Origin of the sequence: Sphingomonas sp. J315 (assembly GCF_024666595.1) — a bacterium.
Taxonomy (GTDB): Bacteria; Pseudomonadota; Alphaproteobacteria; order Sphingomonadales; family Sphingomonadaceae; genus Sphingomonas.
Window position 1 is genome coordinate 2979105 of record NZ_CP088296.1, and the last position, 17799, is coordinate 2996903.

Annotated in this window: 13 protein-coding genes; 5 read left to right on the top strand and 8 right to left on the bottom strand. The window is 64.2% G+C overall.

Annotation, left to right across the window (positions count from 1 at the left end):
- Positions 1 to 2 precede the first annotated feature (2 nt).
- Positions 3 to 1742 carry a hypothetical protein gene (locus LRS08_RS15160; RefSeq protein ID WP_257842893.1) on the top strand — a complete coding sequence of 580 codons (1740 nt, stop codon included), beginning with the start codon at positions 3 to 5 and terminating at the stop codon, positions 1740 to 1742.
- A gap of 164 nt (positions 1743 to 1906) precedes the next feature.
- Positions 1907 to 4093, top strand: coding sequence for a TonB-dependent receptor domain-containing protein (locus LRS08_RS15165; protein ID WP_257842892.1), 2187 nt, complete (start codon positions 1907 to 1909; stop codon positions 4091 to 4093).
- A 219-nt stretch (positions 4094 to 4312) separates the two neighbouring features.
- Here LRS08_RS15165 and LRS08_RS15170 read toward each other — a convergent pair whose 3' ends face one another.
- Complete coding sequence (locus LRS08_RS15170; RefSeq protein WP_257842891.1) at positions 4313 to 6274, bottom strand: sialate O-acetylesterase; 1962 nt, start codon at positions 6272 to 6274, stop codon at positions 4313 to 4315.
- Positions 6274 to 9396 carry a TonB-dependent receptor gene (locus LRS08_RS15175; protein WP_257842890.1) on the bottom strand — a complete coding sequence of 1041 codons (3123 nt, stop codon included), beginning with the start codon at positions 9394 to 9396 and terminating at the stop codon, positions 6274 to 6276. The genes LRS08_RS15170 and LRS08_RS15175 overlap by 1 nt, the downstream gene beginning before the upstream one ends.
- A gap of 379 nt (positions 9397 to 9775) precedes the next feature.
- On the opposite strand from LRS08_RS15175, the gene LRS08_RS15180 reads away from it, so the two are divergent.
- On the top strand, positions 9776 to 10336 hold the full coding sequence (locus LRS08_RS15180; protein ID WP_260480901.1) for a hypothetical protein: 561 nt from the start codon (positions 9776 to 9778) through the stop codon (positions 10334 to 10336).
- 470 nt (positions 10337 to 10806) lie between these two features.
- Here LRS08_RS15180 and LRS08_RS15185 read toward each other — a convergent pair whose 3' ends face one another.
- Genes LRS08_RS15185 through LRS08_RS15195 form a run of 4 tightly spaced genes read right to left on the bottom strand, consistent with a single transcriptional unit; the run spans position 10807 to position 13736 of the window.
- Positions 10807 to 11151: a PDZ domain-containing protein gene (locus LRS08_RS15185; protein WP_257842888.1), complete on the bottom strand. Its 345-nt coding sequence runs from the start codon at positions 11149 to 11151 to the stop codon at positions 10807 to 10809.
- 59 nt (positions 11152 to 11210) lie between these two features.
- Positions 11211 to 11819, bottom strand: a complete 609-nt coding sequence (locus tag LRS08_RS15190; protein WP_257842887.1) for a redoxin domain-containing protein — start codon at positions 11817 to 11819, stop codon at positions 11211 to 11213.
- 20 nt (positions 11820 to 11839) lie between these two features.
- Entirely contained in the window at positions 11840 to 12175 is a 336-nt protein-coding gene (locus LRS08_RS20120) for a thioredoxin family protein (protein ID WP_312026625.1), read from the bottom strand.
- Positions 12063 to 13736 (bottom strand): protein-disulfide reductase DsbD domain-containing protein, encoded by a 1674-nt coding sequence (locus LRS08_RS15195; protein ID WP_312026626.1) that lies wholly within the window; start codon positions 13734 to 13736, stop codon positions 12063 to 12065. Before LRS08_RS15195 ends, LRS08_RS20120 begins: the two co-directional genes overlap by 113 nt.
- Positions 13737 to 13991: 255 nt before the next feature.
- Here LRS08_RS15195 and LRS08_RS15200 point away from each other — a divergent pair, with 255 nt between their 5' ends.
- Together LRS08_RS15200 and LRS08_RS15205 are read left to right on the top strand one after the other, a co-directional pair.
- Positions 13992 to 14678 (top strand): response regulator transcription factor, encoded by a 687-nt coding sequence (locus LRS08_RS15200; protein ID WP_257842885.1) that lies wholly within the window; start codon positions 13992 to 13994, stop codon positions 14676 to 14678.
- Between the two features lie 29 nt (positions 14679 to 14707).
- Entirely contained in the window at positions 14708 to 16018 is a 1311-nt protein-coding gene (locus LRS08_RS15205; RefSeq protein ID WP_257842884.1) for a HAMP domain-containing sensor histidine kinase, read from the top strand.
- A gap of 121 nt (positions 16019 to 16139) precedes the next feature.
- On the opposite strand, the gene LRS08_RS15210 is transcribed toward LRS08_RS15205, so the two are convergent.
- Complete coding sequence (locus LRS08_RS15210; RefSeq protein WP_257842883.1) at positions 16140 to 17171, bottom strand: sensor histidine kinase; 1032 nt, start codon at positions 17169 to 17171, stop codon at positions 16140 to 16142.
- Between the two features lie 102 nt (positions 17172 to 17273).
- Entirely contained in the window at positions 17274 to 17543 is a 270-nt protein-coding gene (locus LRS08_RS15215) for an SWIB/MDM2 domain-containing protein (protein WP_257842882.1), read from the bottom strand.
- Positions 17544 to 17799 lie beyond the last annotated feature (256 nt).

Consider the following 17799-nt stretch of genomic DNA (forward strand, 5'->3'; position numbering starts at 1 on the left):
ACATGATCCAACTCTACACCGCCGAATGTCGGCGATTTGCGCGCTGGGGACTGGGCGTCGTCGCGCTTCATCTGCTCGCCCTGCTGATGCTCGACCGCTTCCTCCCGGGCCTCCGCAACTTTGGCGAGATCTATATCATCGTCGGCTGCGTCTATGGTTTGGCGGGGGCGATTCTGGGCGTGTATCAGGCGGCCAGCTATGCGCGGATCAACCATTGGATCGCGCTTCTGCACCGCCCGCTGGCACCCTGGCGGATCATGCTGGCGATCAGCAGTGCCGGCGCGACCATCGTGATTGCGGCGATCCTGATCCCCACGCTCGTCTTCACCGCCTGGTTGACGGCCCAGCCCGGCAATGTCGTCGATATCCGCCACTGGATCCTTCCGCTCGCCGGCGCATGCGTCGGGCTAGTCGGATTCATTCTAGGCAACTACGTCGCCGTGGCCCCGCGCCGCTATGGTTGGACTGCGATCGTCACCGTGTTGATCCTGATCGCGGGCGAAAATGCAGCGGGCGCGCGTGCGTTGCTCCTGTTCGCGATGATCGTCGCGATCCTCGGCCTGGCGCTGGCGGGAGCGTTCAAGCCCGAACGAACCGATCCCCCGTCGAACCCTGCGCTGCTCGCAATCACCGCGGCAGTGACCGCATTCGGGCTGTACTTCGTGCTTCTGGTCGGCGGGGCGTTCGCCTATCAGATGACGCTGGTGGCTGCTGGCCGCAATCCGCTGATCAACGTGCCGACACCTGGCGGACTCGTCGAAACATCGCGCGCCGACAGCGGCGAGCTGATTGCCACTGCGCTCCCCGAGGCGCCGGCGCTGGGCGCGGCGGTGCGCAAGGCAAAGCCGATCAGGCTGCCCAATGTCGTCGACTCGCTTCCGATCAGCGGCGAACTGATCAGCGCGATGCCGGCGCGCCTTGTCGATCAGCGCCGCGGTGTCGAATGGACGTTCAGCCACGACGCCAATGCGTTTGTCGGGCTGCGGCTCAAGGACCGGCGACCTGCAGGCGTGCTGAAGCCCGAACGCGCGTTCGACGCACCACCGCTTCCGACCGGCGACGACCGGATGATCGCGGGCGGCACGCTCTACCGGTTCGATCCGGCGCGGGGTGCGATCGACAGCCAGTTCACCCTGCCCGCTGGCGAGGTGATCGTTGCCCGACCGGTTCAGGTCGGCACCGTCATCGCCATCCTCGGCGATCGGGCGCTCTATCTTGTCGCGCAGAGCGACGGGAAATCGCGGCGCGTACCGGTAGCCGGCGCGATCGGCGACATCCGGCGGATCGACCTTGCGCCGCTTCCGGATCGGATGCTGATCTCCTTCTTCTTCGGCCGCAACGCAATCGAGGGGCCGGCACGCGCGTGGCAGCATGTCGTCGCGGTCGCGCCGGACGGGGCGGTATCGACCGTCGCGCGACGCAGCTTCGCGCCCGAATTTTCGGACGCTGTCCGCTATCGCATCTATTGGCTCTCGCCCGCGACACACCTGATTGCCGAAGCCGTTACGCGCATGGGCGGCAATGCCGCGCCATATCTGCGCAGCGAGCCGATCGCGGTGCCCGGCAGCATCCGGCTGGCCAGCGTATTTCTGTCCCTGATCGCTGCGGTCGGGACCGTACTGCTCGCGCGGCGGCGGCGGTTGCGGCCGGTGCCGACCGCATGCTGGGTGGCCGCGACGCTCCTGTTCGGTCTGCCAGTACTGGGCACGTTCCTGTTGATGGGCAGACGTCGCGCAGCTTGACATCCAGCGACTCACCGTTCTAAGGCGCATAATACAGTATGCGCAACGCGGAGTGCCATGCCCGCCCCGGGGCAAGCGATTTCATCAATTGCTCACCGGGCGCTCATGCCGCTCATCGCGCTGTGTGACACATCGAACTTACATCATTCAGAAAAGGTAACTACATGGCCGCGCTGCATCTTCTCGCCTGCGCCTCATCGCTTGCGATCGCCGCTCAGACTGCAACGCCTCCAGCGCCTCAGCCCTCCCAGCGCCCGGTGCCGGCGCGGGAAGCCGATGGCGAGCGTGGCCGCGAGGTCGTCATCACCGGTCGGCAGGAGGCCACGCGCACTGAGGCCGACCGCACCAGCTATGACGTCTCAAAGGATCTGCAGGTACAAAGCGGCACGCTGGCCGACGCCCTGCGCGCGGTGCCGGGTGTCGAGGTCGATCTGGAAGGCAGGGTCAGCCTGCGCGGCGATTCCGGGGTGACCATCCTGATCGACGGGCGCCCCGCAGCATTGCTGCGCGGGGAATCTCGCGGCGACGCATTGAACTCGATGCCGGCCGGGCAGATCGAGCGGGTCGAAGTCATCACCAATCCCTCCGCCGCGATGAGCCCTGAGGGATCGGGCGGTGTCATCAATCTGGTGACCCGGCGCACTCGGCCCAATGCGCGTTTTGCCACCGTGCGCGGCAATCTGGGTACGATGGGACGCGGTAGTCTGAGCGTGAATGGCGCGGTGTCGGGCAAGAAGCTGACGCTATCCGGTGATGCGGCCTATCGCCGCTTTCGCGGCGAGGCCGATGGCGAGCTGGACCGCGTGCGCATCGGCGCGAGCGGAGCGGCGGTGACGACGCGTCAGGAATCGGAGTCGAAGATGACAATGTCGATGCGTGCGACACGGCTCGCTGCCGACTATAGCGTCGATGCGAACAACAAGCTGACCGCGGAACTGGCCTATCGCGGCGGTCAGCAGGATGTTCACCGGGTCGATGCGTCGGTCAGCCAATTGGCGTCTGCAGATTTCGATCGCGTTGCCGACATGTCGATGAAGATGGACAGCCTCAGCGGTCGCGCCGGCTGGCGTCGGACGCTCGCCGGCGCCGGGCATGAACTGGCCATCGATTTCGAAATCGAGCAATCGCGCCAGCGTCGCCGCATTGACGGGGTCACCGACTATGCCGCCGCATCTACGGTGTTCGAGCAGATCAGCAATGAGGTGGACCGCACGGATCGCGAGGCCAAGATCGACTATAAGCGTCCGGTCGGCGAAAACGCCACACTCAACCTCGGCTATCAGGGCAATTTCAGCGATTCCGACAATGACTTTCGCGGAGCGCGGGGGCCGAGTGCAGAGGCGCTGACGCCGGTGCCGGCGCTGACCAATCTGTTCGGCTTCGGACAGAATGTGCACGCCTTTTTCGGCACGTATCAGGTCAATTCGGGCAAGTTCGAGGTGCAGGTCGGACTGCGCGCAGAACAGGTCGAGCTCGATATCGACCAGCGCACCGATGCCATCCGGGTCGCGCGCGATTATTTCAAGCTCTACCCGACGCTCCATCTCGGCTATGAGTTGAACGCTGCCGAAAAACTGCGCGCAAGCTACAGCCGACGCATCCAGCGACCGTCGGCCCAGGACTATAATCCCTACACCATCTACCTCGATCCGCTGAACCTGCGTCGTGGCAACCCCGACCTGTTGCCCGAGATCACCGATTCCTTCGAAGCATCGTGGCAGCGGCGCAAGGGGTCGACCTTTACTGCGCTGACCGGATTTTACCGAACATCGCGCGGCGGCGTGACCGATATCGTGCAGGATCTCGGCAGCGGCGTGTTCCTCAACACGCGTGCCAATCTGGCCACGTCTGATCGGGTCGGGGTCGAGGCGGTCGTAAATACCAATCTGACCAAGAAGCTCAGCGTCAATGCGTCCGGCACCTTCCTGTGGAACGCGATCGACCCGCGCCAGGTCGGCGTCGGAAGCCGACGTTCGGGCACGACCGCGACGGCGCGCGCGAGCCTGTCATGGCAGCCGAACGACAAGGATTTCGTCCAGCTGAGCGGGAATTACTCGGGCCGCCAGCTGATCGCGCAGGGCTATCGCGTGATGGGCGGAATGTTCAACATCGGCTATCGCCGCAAGATCGACGACAAGCTGAGTGTGACCTTCACGGGCCAGAACATCCTCGACACGGCGCGGCAGGAAACCGTGATCGACACGCCGATGTTGCGCGATCGCATCCGACAGACCGGGGTCGGCCCGATCCTGTTCGTCGGCATCACCCGTACCTTTGGCAGCCAGGGTGGCCGCCGCCGCCCGGAACCGGCATTCGAGTTCGACCAGAACCCGGCGGGTCCGATCGGATGAGATGACCCCGCTTTCGAGGTCTGCTTCGCCGAAGGGCGCGGATAGTGGCGGTCGCGGATCACGCGCCGCCGCCCGGTTCGAAACTCATGTCGTCGAGGTCATCCGCTTGCCTGCGGCTTGAAGCCGCCGCAAGGCTGCGGTGTCGGCCAGATTCCACAGCTCTAACCCCCGCGAACGGATCGTCGGCACAGAGTCGTCTCCGCAGCGCGAGCCGACAGGTCAACGATCCCTGATCGCGATGCGGAACGGCGTAAGCGGCAGTCCGGACCGCGCATAGAGATTGACAGGCGGGCTGCCCTGCCAGGCATAGCGAACCTCATGCGCGGGCCCACCGTCGTCGAGCACTGTAATCGCGTCGCCATCGACGGTGGCACGGGCGAAGCGACAGCTGCCGCTTGCGTCGCACAGTTCGAAGCCGGTTGGATCGACTGCCCCGGTCACGGCGAGCCCTTCTGCTGAGCGCAGAGTGATCGCGATCCCGTTGGCGGTGCGGTTGGCCCGGACCGGCTGCGGGGCGGAGGGGACCACGCGGCGATAGGCGACGCGCAGCGCCTCCTGAGCCATGCGCTCACCGACCACATTTTTGTGTGCGGGATGAATATCGTCCGGAATGCCAAGGTCGATGGTTACCGCAAGGCCGCTATTGGTATCGTCGTTCGCCACCAGCCGCTGCGCCTCACGCAGTCGTGCCCAGGGGGCGTCGACCGGTCTAATGCTGCGCGGGCCAAAGCCGGGAAGCTGAACGATCACGACGGGCAGCGACGGATCGCCGAAATGCGTGCGCCACGTCGCGCGCCATGCGCGCAGTGATTGCGCATAATCCGCTGCCCGACTCGTGTTCGATTCGCCCTGATACCAGGCGATGCCGCGCAGCGCGGTGCCGCCGAGCGGGGCGATCATCCCGTTCCACGCCATCGCCAGACCGCGCGGCATGCTCCACGGGACAGCTGGCGGCGGTTCGCGCCAGTCGGGCTCGGCGGTGCCGCGGCGATAGCGCCAATCGCCTGCCAAGGGCTTTCGAATGCCGCCCGGCAGCGCCAGGACGAGTTGGCTGGCCGGGCCACCAAAGCCGCCGCCGCCCATCTCGTCGATCACCCGTACCGCGATGCTGTTGCCTCCGGCGCGAAGCAGCCCAGCAGGAATGCGATAGCGGCGCAGTTCGCCAGCAACGAGTTGCGCACCGACCGGTACGCCGTTGATCCACACCCGGTCGCGCTCGTCGATCCGCCCGAGCTGGAGGGTGATGTCCCTTGCATCGCCAAGCTCGGCTTCGGTCAGTGCGATGTGCGTCCGGAACCACATGATCCCGTCATAGCCGCCCAGGCCCTCGATGCCCGATCGCTCCCAATAGCCGGGCACGACGATACTGTCCCAGCTGCGGTCATCGAACCGGGGTGCAGCCCATGCCGCTCCCGCCGATCCCGGATCGACCCGTTCGGCCCAGGCATCGGTGGCATTCACCACTGCGGCCAGTGCAGCGGTCGGGTCACCGGCATAGCGCTCGAGCAATCCCAGGTGCTCAGTCGAGATACCAGACGCCCTCAGCGCCGCTGGCGACATCCAGTCTTCGATCGTCGACCCGCCCCAGGCGGCATGGATCAGGCCGAGCGGCATCTTTGGATCATGCTTGAGAGTTTCCCGCGCCATATGCCAGCAGGCGGCGGAAAAGCCGCCGAGATTGTCCGGTGCCGCGCGTGACCAGGCGGTCTCGGGAACGATGTCGCGCGCCGAGACGGCGCTTGCGGTGCGCTTCAGCTTGAGCAGACGGATCGGCAGACCCGCACTCTCCCGGGCGGTCCGTTCCGGGTTAGCGCTGCCCGACACGGGCAGGTCCATGTTCGATTGGCCCGAACACAGCCAGACGTCGCCGGTCACCACATCGTCCAGCTGCAGCGTGCTCCCACTCGCGGCGCGGACCAAAACTGCGCCGCTCTCGCCGCGCGCGAGCGGAGGAAGGCTAACCTGCCACTCGCCTTCTGCGTTCGCCTGTCCCCGCCCCATTGTCCCGCCAAAAGTGACCGTGACCTCTTCCCCCGGCTTTGCCCCGCCGCCGCGAAACGATGCGGGCTTGCCGTGCTGAAGCACCATATGGCTCGCCAGATGCGGCGCGACGCTGAGCGGCCCAGCGACGGCGGGTGTCGCCGTCAGCACGAGCGCGAACGCGACATAGCGGGCGTCCATCAGAACTTCACCGTCAAACTCAGCGATCCCGTTCGCCCATCGAAATCGGCGACGCGGTTGAGGCGCGGATCGCCCTCATATTCCTCGCGGCGCGAATTGGTGATGTTGTACACTTCCAGCCGCAGCTCTAGCCACTTGGCCGGCTTGAGCGCGCCCGAGAAATCGAGCTGTCCGCGCGGCCGCACGCGGCTGGCGCTGCCGGTGAAGGTCGATCCGCCCGCCAGCTCAATCTCCGACGCATGGTTGTACGCCATGCGCAGCTGGACGATGCGGTTCTCATAATAGCCGATGATGTTATAGGTGTCGTTGGCGACATTGTAGAGCTTGGTGCCGTTGGCCCCGCCCGAGCGGACACGGGTATAGTTGAACACGCCGCCGGTGTTGCGCAGGAACCCGGGCAGGAAGTCGAAGCGCTGCTGGATCTGGAACTCAAGGCCATTGACCGTGATCGCGTCGGGGTTGTTCACGATCTGGTTGATCGTGATACGCTGGTTCGCGGTCTCGATCGGGTTGCCCTGATTGATCCGGCACCGGCCCGACCCGTCGATAAACAGCGGGCCAAAGGTCTGCCCCTCGATCGTGAAGCTCTGTCCGGCGGGGCAGAAATTGTTGAGCGTAACGATGTCGTTGGCCACGCGCTTGTTGAAATAGCCGAGCGCGATCACGCTGCCGGGGCGGTTGTACCATGAGACGCCGAGATCGAACGCGCGCGAGCTGCGCGGTTGCAGGCCGAAGCGGTTGACGTCGATCCGCACCGCACTGACCGTATCGCCCGCTTCCGGATCGACATCCTCGAGGATGCGGGTCGGGGCGGGGCTGAATTCGACCAGATCGAACGCTTCGAAGGTTTCGTAATAGGCCGCGCGCGCCACCAGTTTCGGCGTGATTTCATAGACGAGGTTCGCCGACGGCAGCCACGCACTGTACTTGCCCGTCGCAGGTTCGGGAGGGAGGAAGTAACCCGGCCGGAAATCGGCCTGGGTGAAACCGAGTGCGGTGTAGAATTCGAGCGCCTGGTCGCGGGTAACGCCCGACAGGTTCGACCGGACATAGCGCATACCGATATTGCCGCGTAGCGGGATCCCCTTCCACTGCTCCAGATCGAACTTGGTCATCGCGAACAGCTCGAGATTATCGCGTTCGGAGTTGAAGTTCTGCCCCTCCACGCGGTTCAGCGGGAAGCGCTGGATAAACCCGGTCAGCGAGTTGCGCGGCGCCAGTGCTAGGATGTTGGCATAGGTGATCCGGCTGCGCGCCGCCGGGGTCAGCTCGGGGAAGAATGCGGCCAGCTGGGCGGCGGTGGGTGCGAAGCTGACGCCGGGCGGAATGGTGCCGATGACCGGGTAGATCGCCGCTTCGACATTGGGAATATTGAGCGAATAGAAATTGCCGAACTCGGCCCCCGGTGCGCCGCCGCCGAAGAAGGTGCCGCCAGAGGTCACCGCGTCGTTCAATTTGAAGATGTTGTTGGTCAGGTTGTTGAGCTGCGTGCCGATATTGGCGTTTTCCTGGAAGGTCTGATCCGCCGTCTCGCGCTGATAATAGGCGCCGACCTTGACGCTGGTGAACGGGCCGAAATCGACGAAGCGCTCCACCTTGAAGTCGGCGGCAAGCATGTCGCGCTTCACGCGCACGCCATTGCCGCTGGCGGTGAATACGACGTTCTGCGGGCGGATCGAGTTGCGCGCCTGGATCGCGTTGCCCGCGCTGACTGTGTAGGTACCATTGCCGACGTCGAGCAGCGCGCCCGGCACGGTCAGATCGAACAGAAAGTCGTTATAATTGCCAAGACCGGTGTTGATGATCGCATAGGCGCCGTTGCCCGCGTCGTCGATCCCGTCGCCATTGGCATCGGCGCGGCCGGTATTGGGCTGGATGCGCTGTTCGTACAGGAACTCGCGCCGGTCGCCGACCGCCTTTGACCAAGTGCCGACGAAATCGACCGCCCAATCGTCGTTGCGGAAATTGACCTGCGGATAGATCGCCCAGCTCTGGTCGATCGACGGGAAGTTGCGGTTGCCGATCGGGATCGCAAAGTCGCTCGCCGCGATTTTGTTGACGACATAGACATTCTCGACCGACCCGTTAGAGCCGCGATCGAACGTGCCGAGCGATACCGGGGCGGACAGCGGCGTGACGATGCCGGTGGCATCCTGCGGGAAGGCGATCAGCAGGTCGAGATTGGCGTCGGACAGGTCGCGGCGGGTGAAGATGCCGTCGACGCGCGCCTTCAGTGTATCGGAAATCTCCCACTCCATCCCCGCGCCGCCCGACAGGCGATAGCCCTGATTGGTCTGCGAAATCTGGCGCACTTCAGACGGGAACACGACATCGTTCGGCACACCGCTGGCGTCGGTCGCGGGGATCGCAAAGGCCGGATTGCTTGCTGCGAGCTGGTTGAGGCGGGCTTGAGTGAACGAGGTATAGGAGTTCACCCGGATCGTGTCGCGGCGAAAGCTCTGCTTGGCGTAGGACCCGGTGGCATAGACCCCGAAATTCGGCGTAATGCGCTTAACCGCCGAGAGGAAATAGCCGGGATTGGCGTCTTCGGTCGTCTCCTCATATTGCAGCTCGGCGCGGGCCACGAAGCCCTCCTTGCGCGACAGGGCCGAACGCAGGCGCAGGTCGACGTTTGAAGCCAGGCCACCCGCGGGGATCTCGGCTGTGAACGACTTGATGACGTCCGCGCCGCTGAAGATCGCCGCATCGAAGATGCCGAACGGATTCCCGTTGCCGCGGGTGCCGAAGGTTGGTGTCGCGACACTCTGCCCCATCACCGTCGTCTTGGTGTACTGGCTGGGAAGTCCGCGCACGCTAATCGATGCATCGCGACGGTCGGCCGAGCGGTTGATCTGGACGCCGGGGATGCGCTGCAATGCCTCACCCAGATTGAGATCGGGAGTGCTGCCGATATCATCGGACGAAATGCCGTCGAGAATGACGTCGGCCTTGCGCCGGATGTCGAGCGCATCCTCGAGCGATGCGCGAATGCCGGTGACCACCACCTCTTCTTCGACCGCTTCGTCTGGTGGCATTACGTTGGTCTGCTGTGCGTAGGCGGAAGGTACCAGCGCCGTTGAACCGAGCGCCGCGAGCCTGATCGCGAGAGCCAATTTCTTCATGCCTTCACTCCCCTAAAGTATATGATCCGATCTGATACCGGTGTCATTCGCATTTATGGTTCTACGGCCTGCGAACACCGCCTGTTCCACGTCGTCCGATGGTATCGCGGCCGCTCCGCGAAAATTGAGTCCTTCCGATCAATCCCGTCGCCCATCGCTGACGACGGATGGCGGAGTGGATTGTAGGACAACTTTGTCGCGGCGCCATTGCGACCATAGTCGTAGCCGCGCTGCGCGTTGTGTTCCCCCTCGCACCATTCGGGCTCAAAGGTGTCCTCTGGTATCAGGGGAGAGCGACACGCACCGGCCGGAAGGCTATGCGCAGCGCCTGACCGCACTCGCCGCGAGCTGGCGCAAGGCGTTCGATCAATCGCTCCCGATGATCGTCGTGCAGCTCCCGCCGTTCGACCCGTCGCCGCGCACGCCGCCCGGCCATTGGGCGCAAATCCGGGAGGCGCAACGGCGCTTCGTCGCCGACGACCCCGCCGCCGGGCTGGTGGTCCAGATCGATCAGGATAGTGCGACCGACCTGCATCCTGCGAAGAAGGCTGTCGTGGCGGAGCGCGCCGCGGAACGTGCGCTGTCCGTGGCCTATGGGCGCGGATACACGCAGTCCGGCGCGGAGGTGCCGCGCATCGCCAAGGCCGGACGCACCCTGATCCTGGACTATGGTATCGGTGACCGCCTGACCGCGTCGGACCATCGGGCCGTGCGCGGCTTCGAGCTCTGCACCGACCAGTGTGTTGCCGTCCCTGGACGCCTTACCGGCCGGCGCAGGATTGAACTGACGATTCCCGGACCTGCTGCACCGCGATACCTTCGCTATGCGTGGTCCGATGTTCCGCGCGCAGATCTGCGCGCGGAACACGGAGGACCGTCAGGACCGTTCACGATTTGCCTCCACGGCGACGCGATGGGGGCAGGGGTGAGCTGTCGTTGAGCGTCGCGCCAGGATCGACGTTAGAACCGCCTTCAGCGACCGCGAAGCAATTGGTTCCGGCAATGTCCGTTTTCGTAGCTGCGGAAACCAGGAGCGACTTCACAGAGGCACACGTGGCACGCTGAGTCCGCCTCGACGGTTTCTTGGATCCCAACCCGACTGCGCCATGTGTAACGGACATCCTCACGCGGTCCTGTTGAGGATAGCTTCCACTCAAGAGGTGGATGCGAGCGAAGCTAGCCCACAAGTCCATAAACAGCAATTAATACTATTATAGTAACTGCCAAAATCAATCCATGGTGCTTCTGCTTTTGATTCATTGCAAATACTCTTATGTTATATGACCGTACTGCGAACTTCGAGTGAAGTATCTTGGATGTGCAACGCGTTCGGCTGGCCGAAGCCTTCCGGTCAAAACGCGCAGTCGGAGATCAGGCATTCTCTTCAGATCGATTGGGCTGCTTCCAAATTTAGCCCGGCGGCGGCAGAGCTGGACCGGCCAACTGAAGGATCTCTTTCCCTCGCTTGACTTTGAGGGTGATTGTATCCCCTGCCTTTGTGTTCTGCGCATGCTCCTGCACCAATTCACGGCTGATCGGCTTGCCGCCGAGCTCAAGCACTATGTCACCAACCTTCAGGCCCATGGCCGCCGCCGTTGCGCCGGGGAGCACGGCCATCACCTCGGCCCCTTCGGGATGTTCCTTCAACTGGATGCCCATGTTCACGGGCCCGGGCGTTTGCGCGCTGACATGCCCAGGTGACAGTGCGAAAGCAGCGCCAGCGGCGAAAAATGCAGCGAAATACAGCCTTTTCATGGTCTCTCTCCGTTGTCTGATCGATTGCTGGTGGGGGGGGCGAGGGGGTCCTCCCCTGTTCAGGCCTTGGCGTATTTGACGTTGCAGCCGTACGGTCTGCTTGTCGCCACGGACACCGCTTTGCCGGCTTTGAGTTCCGAGAGCGCTTCCAGCACGTGGTTGCGGGCACCCTTGATATCGGCTGGGTTAGGAGTCGGTTTGTCATCGATGCCGCCCGCGTAAACAAGCGTCCCCTTGGCGTTGATGACGTACATGTGCGGGGTGGTTTTGGCCTCGTAGCGCTTGCCCACCACGCCGCTGGGGTCGAGCAGATAAGCCGCCGGCTGAGCCTTGGCGCTTGCCATGAAGGCTTTCGCCTCGGCGCCATTCATGGGACCCTGTTCGCCAGGGGCACCGGAGTTGATGCTGAGCCAGACGGCCCCTGCCGCTTTCGCGTAGGCCTGGGTTTTTTGCATGTTGCCGCTTGCATAATGTTTTTTCACAAACGGACAGCCGGGGTTATTCCATTCCAGTACAACTAGCTTGCCTCTGAAGTCTGAGAGCTGGACGGCGCGGCCGTTGGCATCGTTCAGCTTGAAGTCCGGTGCGGGTTTACCGATGACCGGGGCGGCCGAGGTGGGAGCGACCATGACGGCGAGAGCAGTAAAAGCGGTGAGCATCTGCTTCATTCTTACATTCCTTTCCAACTTCAACTGACCATGGACACAAGCCGCGAGGAGGTCAGAACCTGCGGCAGGATCTCGGCCGGTTCGCCCGGCCTGTAGTAGAGGTAGAGCGGCACGCCTGAGCGGCCGTGTCTTTCGAGAAAACGTCCGATTGCGGGATCGCCGCGGGTCCAGTCGCCGACCAGCACCGCCACACGGTTCTTGGCGAATGCCTCGGCGACTTGCGGGCGCTCGAGTGCGGCTTTCTCATTGACCTTGCAGGTCACGCACCAATCGGCGGTGAAGTATACGAAGACAGGACGCCGCTCCTCCTGGAGGCTGGCAAGGCGCACCTCGGTGAACGGCTCGGGCCTGAGCACGCCCCGATTGTCGGCGACCGCGGGGCCAGTGGCGACGGTAGGAACGAAGGCCAAGGCCAGGACGGCGGCAAGCGCGGCAGGCGCCAGCGGCCGCCAGGCGCGGGGGGCTCCCCTGTCGTTGTCCGACCCACCATAAGGATAGCGCGAGCGCCATGGCCGCGACCAGCCCGAGCGCCATCCCGTCCACCCCCGCCTGCCGCCCCAGAACCCAGGCAAGCGCGAGCGCTGTGAGGAACATGGGCACCGACATCACCCGTCGGAACCGCACCATCCATGCACCCGGTCTGGGCAACCGGCGTCGGAGCGCAGCTACGTAGGCTAACAGCAAGAACGGCAGCGCCAAGCCAAGACCAAGGCCGCCAAAAATGACGAGGGCCAGCGAGGTGGGTAGAACGAGCGCGGCTCCCAGAGCGGCGCCCATGAAGGGCCCGGTGCAAGGCGTCGCCACGAACGCTGCGAGCGCGCCTGTCCAGAACGAGCCGCCGATTCCGCCGCGCTCGGCCAGGTGGGTGCCTGCAGTCAGAGCGGGCAGCTCGAAGAGTCCGGCCAGATTGAGCGCGACGGCGGTGATCAGCAGGAGGAGCACCAGAATGACGCGTGGATCCTGAAGCTGGAAAGCCCACCCCGCAGCTACGCCCGCCGCCCGCAGGCCGAGCAGGGCGGCCCCGAGCGCGAGACAGATCAGCACCGCTCCCGCAGTATAGGCGAGAGCATCCCGTCTCGCGGCGCTTTCATCTCCGAACGCCTTGGCGAGCCCTATCGCTTTGAGGCTGAGAATCGGAAAAACGCAGGGCATGATGTTGAGCAACAGCCCGCCCAGGACCGCGCCCGCCAGTGCGAGGAGAATAGTGAACGCATCTGGTATTTCCTGATCTTGCGTCATTGTCGGCAGCGTTCGAACGGAGGTCGGTCCGGGCACAGCCCTCAGCGACAGACCGTTGCCGTCTCCCAGCTTCAGAACCCCTTCGACGGCGTCGAGTTTACCGGGATTCGAAGGCGCGTCGCTTTCGACAATCAGTGCGCCATTCGCGCGCGAGAAGGTTTGTTTTGCTGCGTAGGCCAGAACCCCGTCGGTCAGAGGGTAGAAATATGGCTCACCAGGCGGCAGCGTCGACGGAAGCGGGATTGCAAGCCGTATGCGGTCTCCGACGCGCTCGAAGCGCGCTGGAGTGCCGAGTGGCTTGGGAAGAGCTTGACGGAAGCGATCGAATTCGGCCCGGGCGGGAACATCGGCACCGCGAGCGCCGACCGTCAGGTCGAGCGCCAAATCGGCGCTTTCAGGTACGCACACCTCCTTGGTGCACACGAGATAGTCCAACCGTCCCTTGATGGGCAGTGGCGTCCCAGGCGCGAAACCGTCCGGTACCGTAAGCTGGAACAGGAGTGCGTGCGGACCCTCGTAAACATAGTTCATCAGGCCGCCGACCAGGAGCTGGCTAGGCACGGGATAATCGAGGGGGCTGGCGACCACGCCGCGCGGGATCGTCCACGTGACCACAGGCTTCATCCCGCTATCGCCGGGATTCTTCCAGTAACCATGCCATCCCGCCTCGGGTGTCATCCGGATCGCGAGATCGGTGGTGCTCCCCGGGGGGCGGCGCAGCCGTCTCGGCGATGAGTTCCGTCACAATGTGCTTCTGCTCCGATTTCGGAGCCGCCGCGGCTGGCGCCGACGAAATCACGCTCAGGATGGTTGCGATGCAGAGGATCAGGGGGCGGATCATGGCCCGACCTTATTCGGCGCAACTGACAACAAGCTGCCCTCGTACGGAATTTCGTGTCAGGTTGGCGTCAGCATGCTGACATAGGAGCGAGCATGGCCGATTGTTCGCGGATCCTGCTTGTGGAAGACGACCCCGCGCTTGCGCGCGAGATCGTGCGTGCACTGGAGCGTCACCACTGGCCGGTGGACCACGTCGCTTCGCTCGGCGATGCGTTCGAAGCCGTCATCCAGTCGCCGTATAGAGTCATCCTTCTCGACCGACGACTGCCGGACGGAGACGGGATCGGACTCATTCCCGCGGCGAAGTCGCGGTTTTCGCCGCCCTCGATCATCTTTCTCACCGCTCGCGACGATCTTGCCGATCGTGTGGAAGGGCTCGACGCCGGCGCGGACGATTATCTGGTCAAGCCGTTTGCGCTGGAGGAGTTGCTTGCAAGGCTCCGGGCCGCCTCCAGGCGCTTGCCTCAGGCGGATCGACCGAAACCGATCGAGGTCGCTCAACTCTCATATGATGCACATACGCGCGAGGTGCGTGCGAGAGGCCGGGCCGTTGCGCTCCCCCGCCGGGAACTTGCTCTGCTTGAACTCCTCGTGCGCCGTGCTGGCCGTGTGGTCCAGAGGGCGCATCTCGAGAACGAGGTCTATGGCTTCGATGTGGAAGTATCTGCCAATGCCCTGGAAGCGCTGGTTTCGCGGTTGCGCCGTCGCCTCGAAGACGAGCAAGCAGGAGTGGAGCTCCGCACCGTGCGCGGCGTCGGCTACATCCTTCAGCCGTGTTGAGACGCACACCTTCACTCGCGCTGCGCGCCGTGCTTACCTTCACGGCGGTCTATATCGTGGGCGTCGCGGTCTATTTGGCAATTATCCTCTTGGTCGACGATCCCGGTCGCGACCCTGCCAGTCACACGGGTCCCAGGATCGCGGTCGTTCACGCCGCGAATGATCTGGTTTCAACAGATTCGGGTTTCCGGATTCAGCCCGACGGCGATTTCGCGGCGATGGCGTTACGGAACCCGGCGATGTGGCTCGTCGTCGAGAGCGACGCCGGGCGCTTCTCGTTTGGACCGGTGCCGGAGCCGGTCGTTCGTGCCATCGAGCAAGAGGCGCTGCTCATCCAATCGACCCGCTTCTATGTTCCGGGCATCGAGCGTCCGCTCGCAAACGCCTTCGCCGAGCGGCGGCGGATCGGCTCCCAGGATGCTCTGTTGGTGGCTGGAGGTGTGGACCCGAGCACGATTTCAGCCTGGGACACGCTGGGTGCTCGCTGGAGTGAGGGTATTCTAATTATCCTGGCCCGCGCGGTTGTTGTGGCGGTCGTGGCGATGCTGTTTGCGCTGCCGATACTGTCACGCGCGCTGCGGCCGCTTGCTACCCAAGCGGCATCCATTCTGCCGCAGGAGCCGACGCAGCGGCTCGACGAGAAGAAGGCGCCGCGCGAACTCCTGCCCCTTGTCCGCGGCTTCAACGCTGGGCTCGAGAGGCTCGCGATTGAATTGCAACGGCGCAAACGCTTCATCGCGGATGCCGCGCATGAGCTGCGGACTCCTCTCGCCGTTGTCGCGCTGCGCGTGGAAGCACTGGGGGACGATACCGCGAAGCAGGAGCTTCGGCGAGGGGTCGAGCGTCTCGGGCATATTGTGTCGCAGATGCTCGATGCCGAGAGGCTGTCGCTGTCCGGCCGTGAGCGTTCGCTTGTCGATCTCGTCGGCATTGCCCGAGATGTTGTGGCGGACCTTGCCCCTGCCGCGATCCGGGCAGGCTACGATCTGTCGCTTGAGGCGCCGGACGCGCCCACGATGGCGAGCGGCAATGCGCACGCCATATCCCGCGCGCTTACTAATCTGATCGATAACGCAATCAGGCATGGCGGCGGCGAAGGACACATATGCGTGCGGGTTCGTGCCGATCGGACAATCGACGTGACGGACGAAGGGCCCGGCGTCCCGGAGGCGTTGCAGGACCGCTTGTTTGAGCCCTTTTCGCGTGGGAGACAGGACGCCGAAGGGTGTGGGCTAGGGCTGCACCTCACGCGCGAAATCATGTCTGCACATGGTGGGAAGGTTTCTTTGTGTCTGTCGCACCAAGGAGCGTGGTTCAGGCTCGAGTTTCCGGAGCCGTAGTGGCGCAGGGCGCGCGAACTCTGAGGGCATTGGCCCGTCCATTTCCTTCGGTGTGCGGTCTTGCGGGCTGAGGCCGCACGCAGATATGCCTCGATTCGCCTTCGGACCGCCGATTCCGATGTCAGTCGTGCATCGGCGGAAAGCGCAGCGTCGCGACGGTGCCGCCGCCTGCCCGCGCTGCCAGATCGAAACTGCCGCCGAGTTGTTCGGCGAGCGTGCGCGCGATCCGCAAGCCCAGGCTGGTGACGGTCGCGACCGCGAACCCGTCGGGCGGACCTGCACCATCGTCGGCTATTGTGAGCGTGATCCACGCGCCATCGTCGAGCATGCGCAACGCGATCAAGCCGGACTCGCGGTCGGCAAAGCCATGTTCGATCGCGTTGGAGACCGCCTCGGCAACAATCAGCGCCACGGGAATGATCGCGTCCGACGGCAACCTGATTCCCGGTCGCATGTCGACGGACATGGTGATCCCCGGCTTGCCGGCCGTAGAGATCAGGTCCCGGATCAGATCGGGCAGAACCCGGTCGAGCGCCTGCGGGTCACCGTCATGCGAGTAAAGCTGACGCTGGATGCGGCCGATCGTCTGGAGCTTCGCCGCTGCATCGCCCAATGCCTGTCGCGCCGCGCGATCGGCAATGCTGCGCTGCTGCAACGACAGCACCGCGCCGATCATCAGCAGGTTGTTGGATACCCGGTGCTGGAGTTCGCTGAACAGCAACTGGCTGCGCTGGGCCAGTATCTCGCTCCGCTCGCGCTCGCGGCGCAGCCGCGCACTCCCGCGCTGCATCGAATCGATGACCAGGATGATGACCGCGACGACCACCGCATAGAATCCGAGCGCGAGGAGCCCCCCTCTGCCGAGCGCAAAGGTCACCCCGGGCGTGACCAGGAATTGCCAGGCGAGCGCTCCGCAGAGCAACGCGGCAAAAATGCCCGGCCCCCGGCCGAACAGAAAGGCGGCAAGGATCACCGCCGGAAAGAATGTGATGAACGGGAATCCGGGAGGGAAGGCGTCGCTGAGCCACCAACGGGTTGCAAGGCCGAGCAGCGAAAGCACCAACGCCGCCAGATAGCCCTGCCAGCGGCGCGCGCGGGCCAGCGGAAGACGTTCCAGAAACCGGCTCTCGCGACCCTCCACGCGCTTCCCCATTTGCCCGCCGATGCGGCCCGCCATCATGGCGCGAAAAAGCCTCCGAAACCAGAGGCTTCGGAGGCTTTCGCTGCGCAGTCCGGATTGCTCCGGCCGGCGAACTTACTTGACGTGCTTGGCGATGTGCTTGTTCAGCTCGAACATCGTCGCCTTGTCGCCGCCAAAGATCGGCTTGAGCTTGTCGTCGGCCAGGATCTCGCGCTTGTTGGCGGGGTTCTGGAGGTTGTTCGCCTTGATGTGGACCCACATCTTGCTGACGATCTCGCTGCGCGGCAGCGGGCCGGCGCCGACGATCGCGGCGAGCTCGGGCGAGGGAGTGACGGGCTTTGCGATGCCGCCACGGGCGCCGCCAGATGCCTTCTTTTCGGCCATTCTATTCTTCTCCTCTGCGGGCCGGCAACGATACCGGACCGTGATCTTGGTCAGCGCCGGCGGCTTGGGCGATGCCTCGCCACCGTTGTCGCTGGGCCGGATGTAATCCGGTTCTCTCCACGATGCACGTATTTGATGCTCTTCCAAGGGGGTTTGCGCGGTTTGTTTGTGGAGAACTTGCCTCTCGACCGCTGTGGAGGGGCAATTGGTCCGCATAGCGCTGGGGCGGGCGGGGTGCCGACCCACGAAAAAGGGG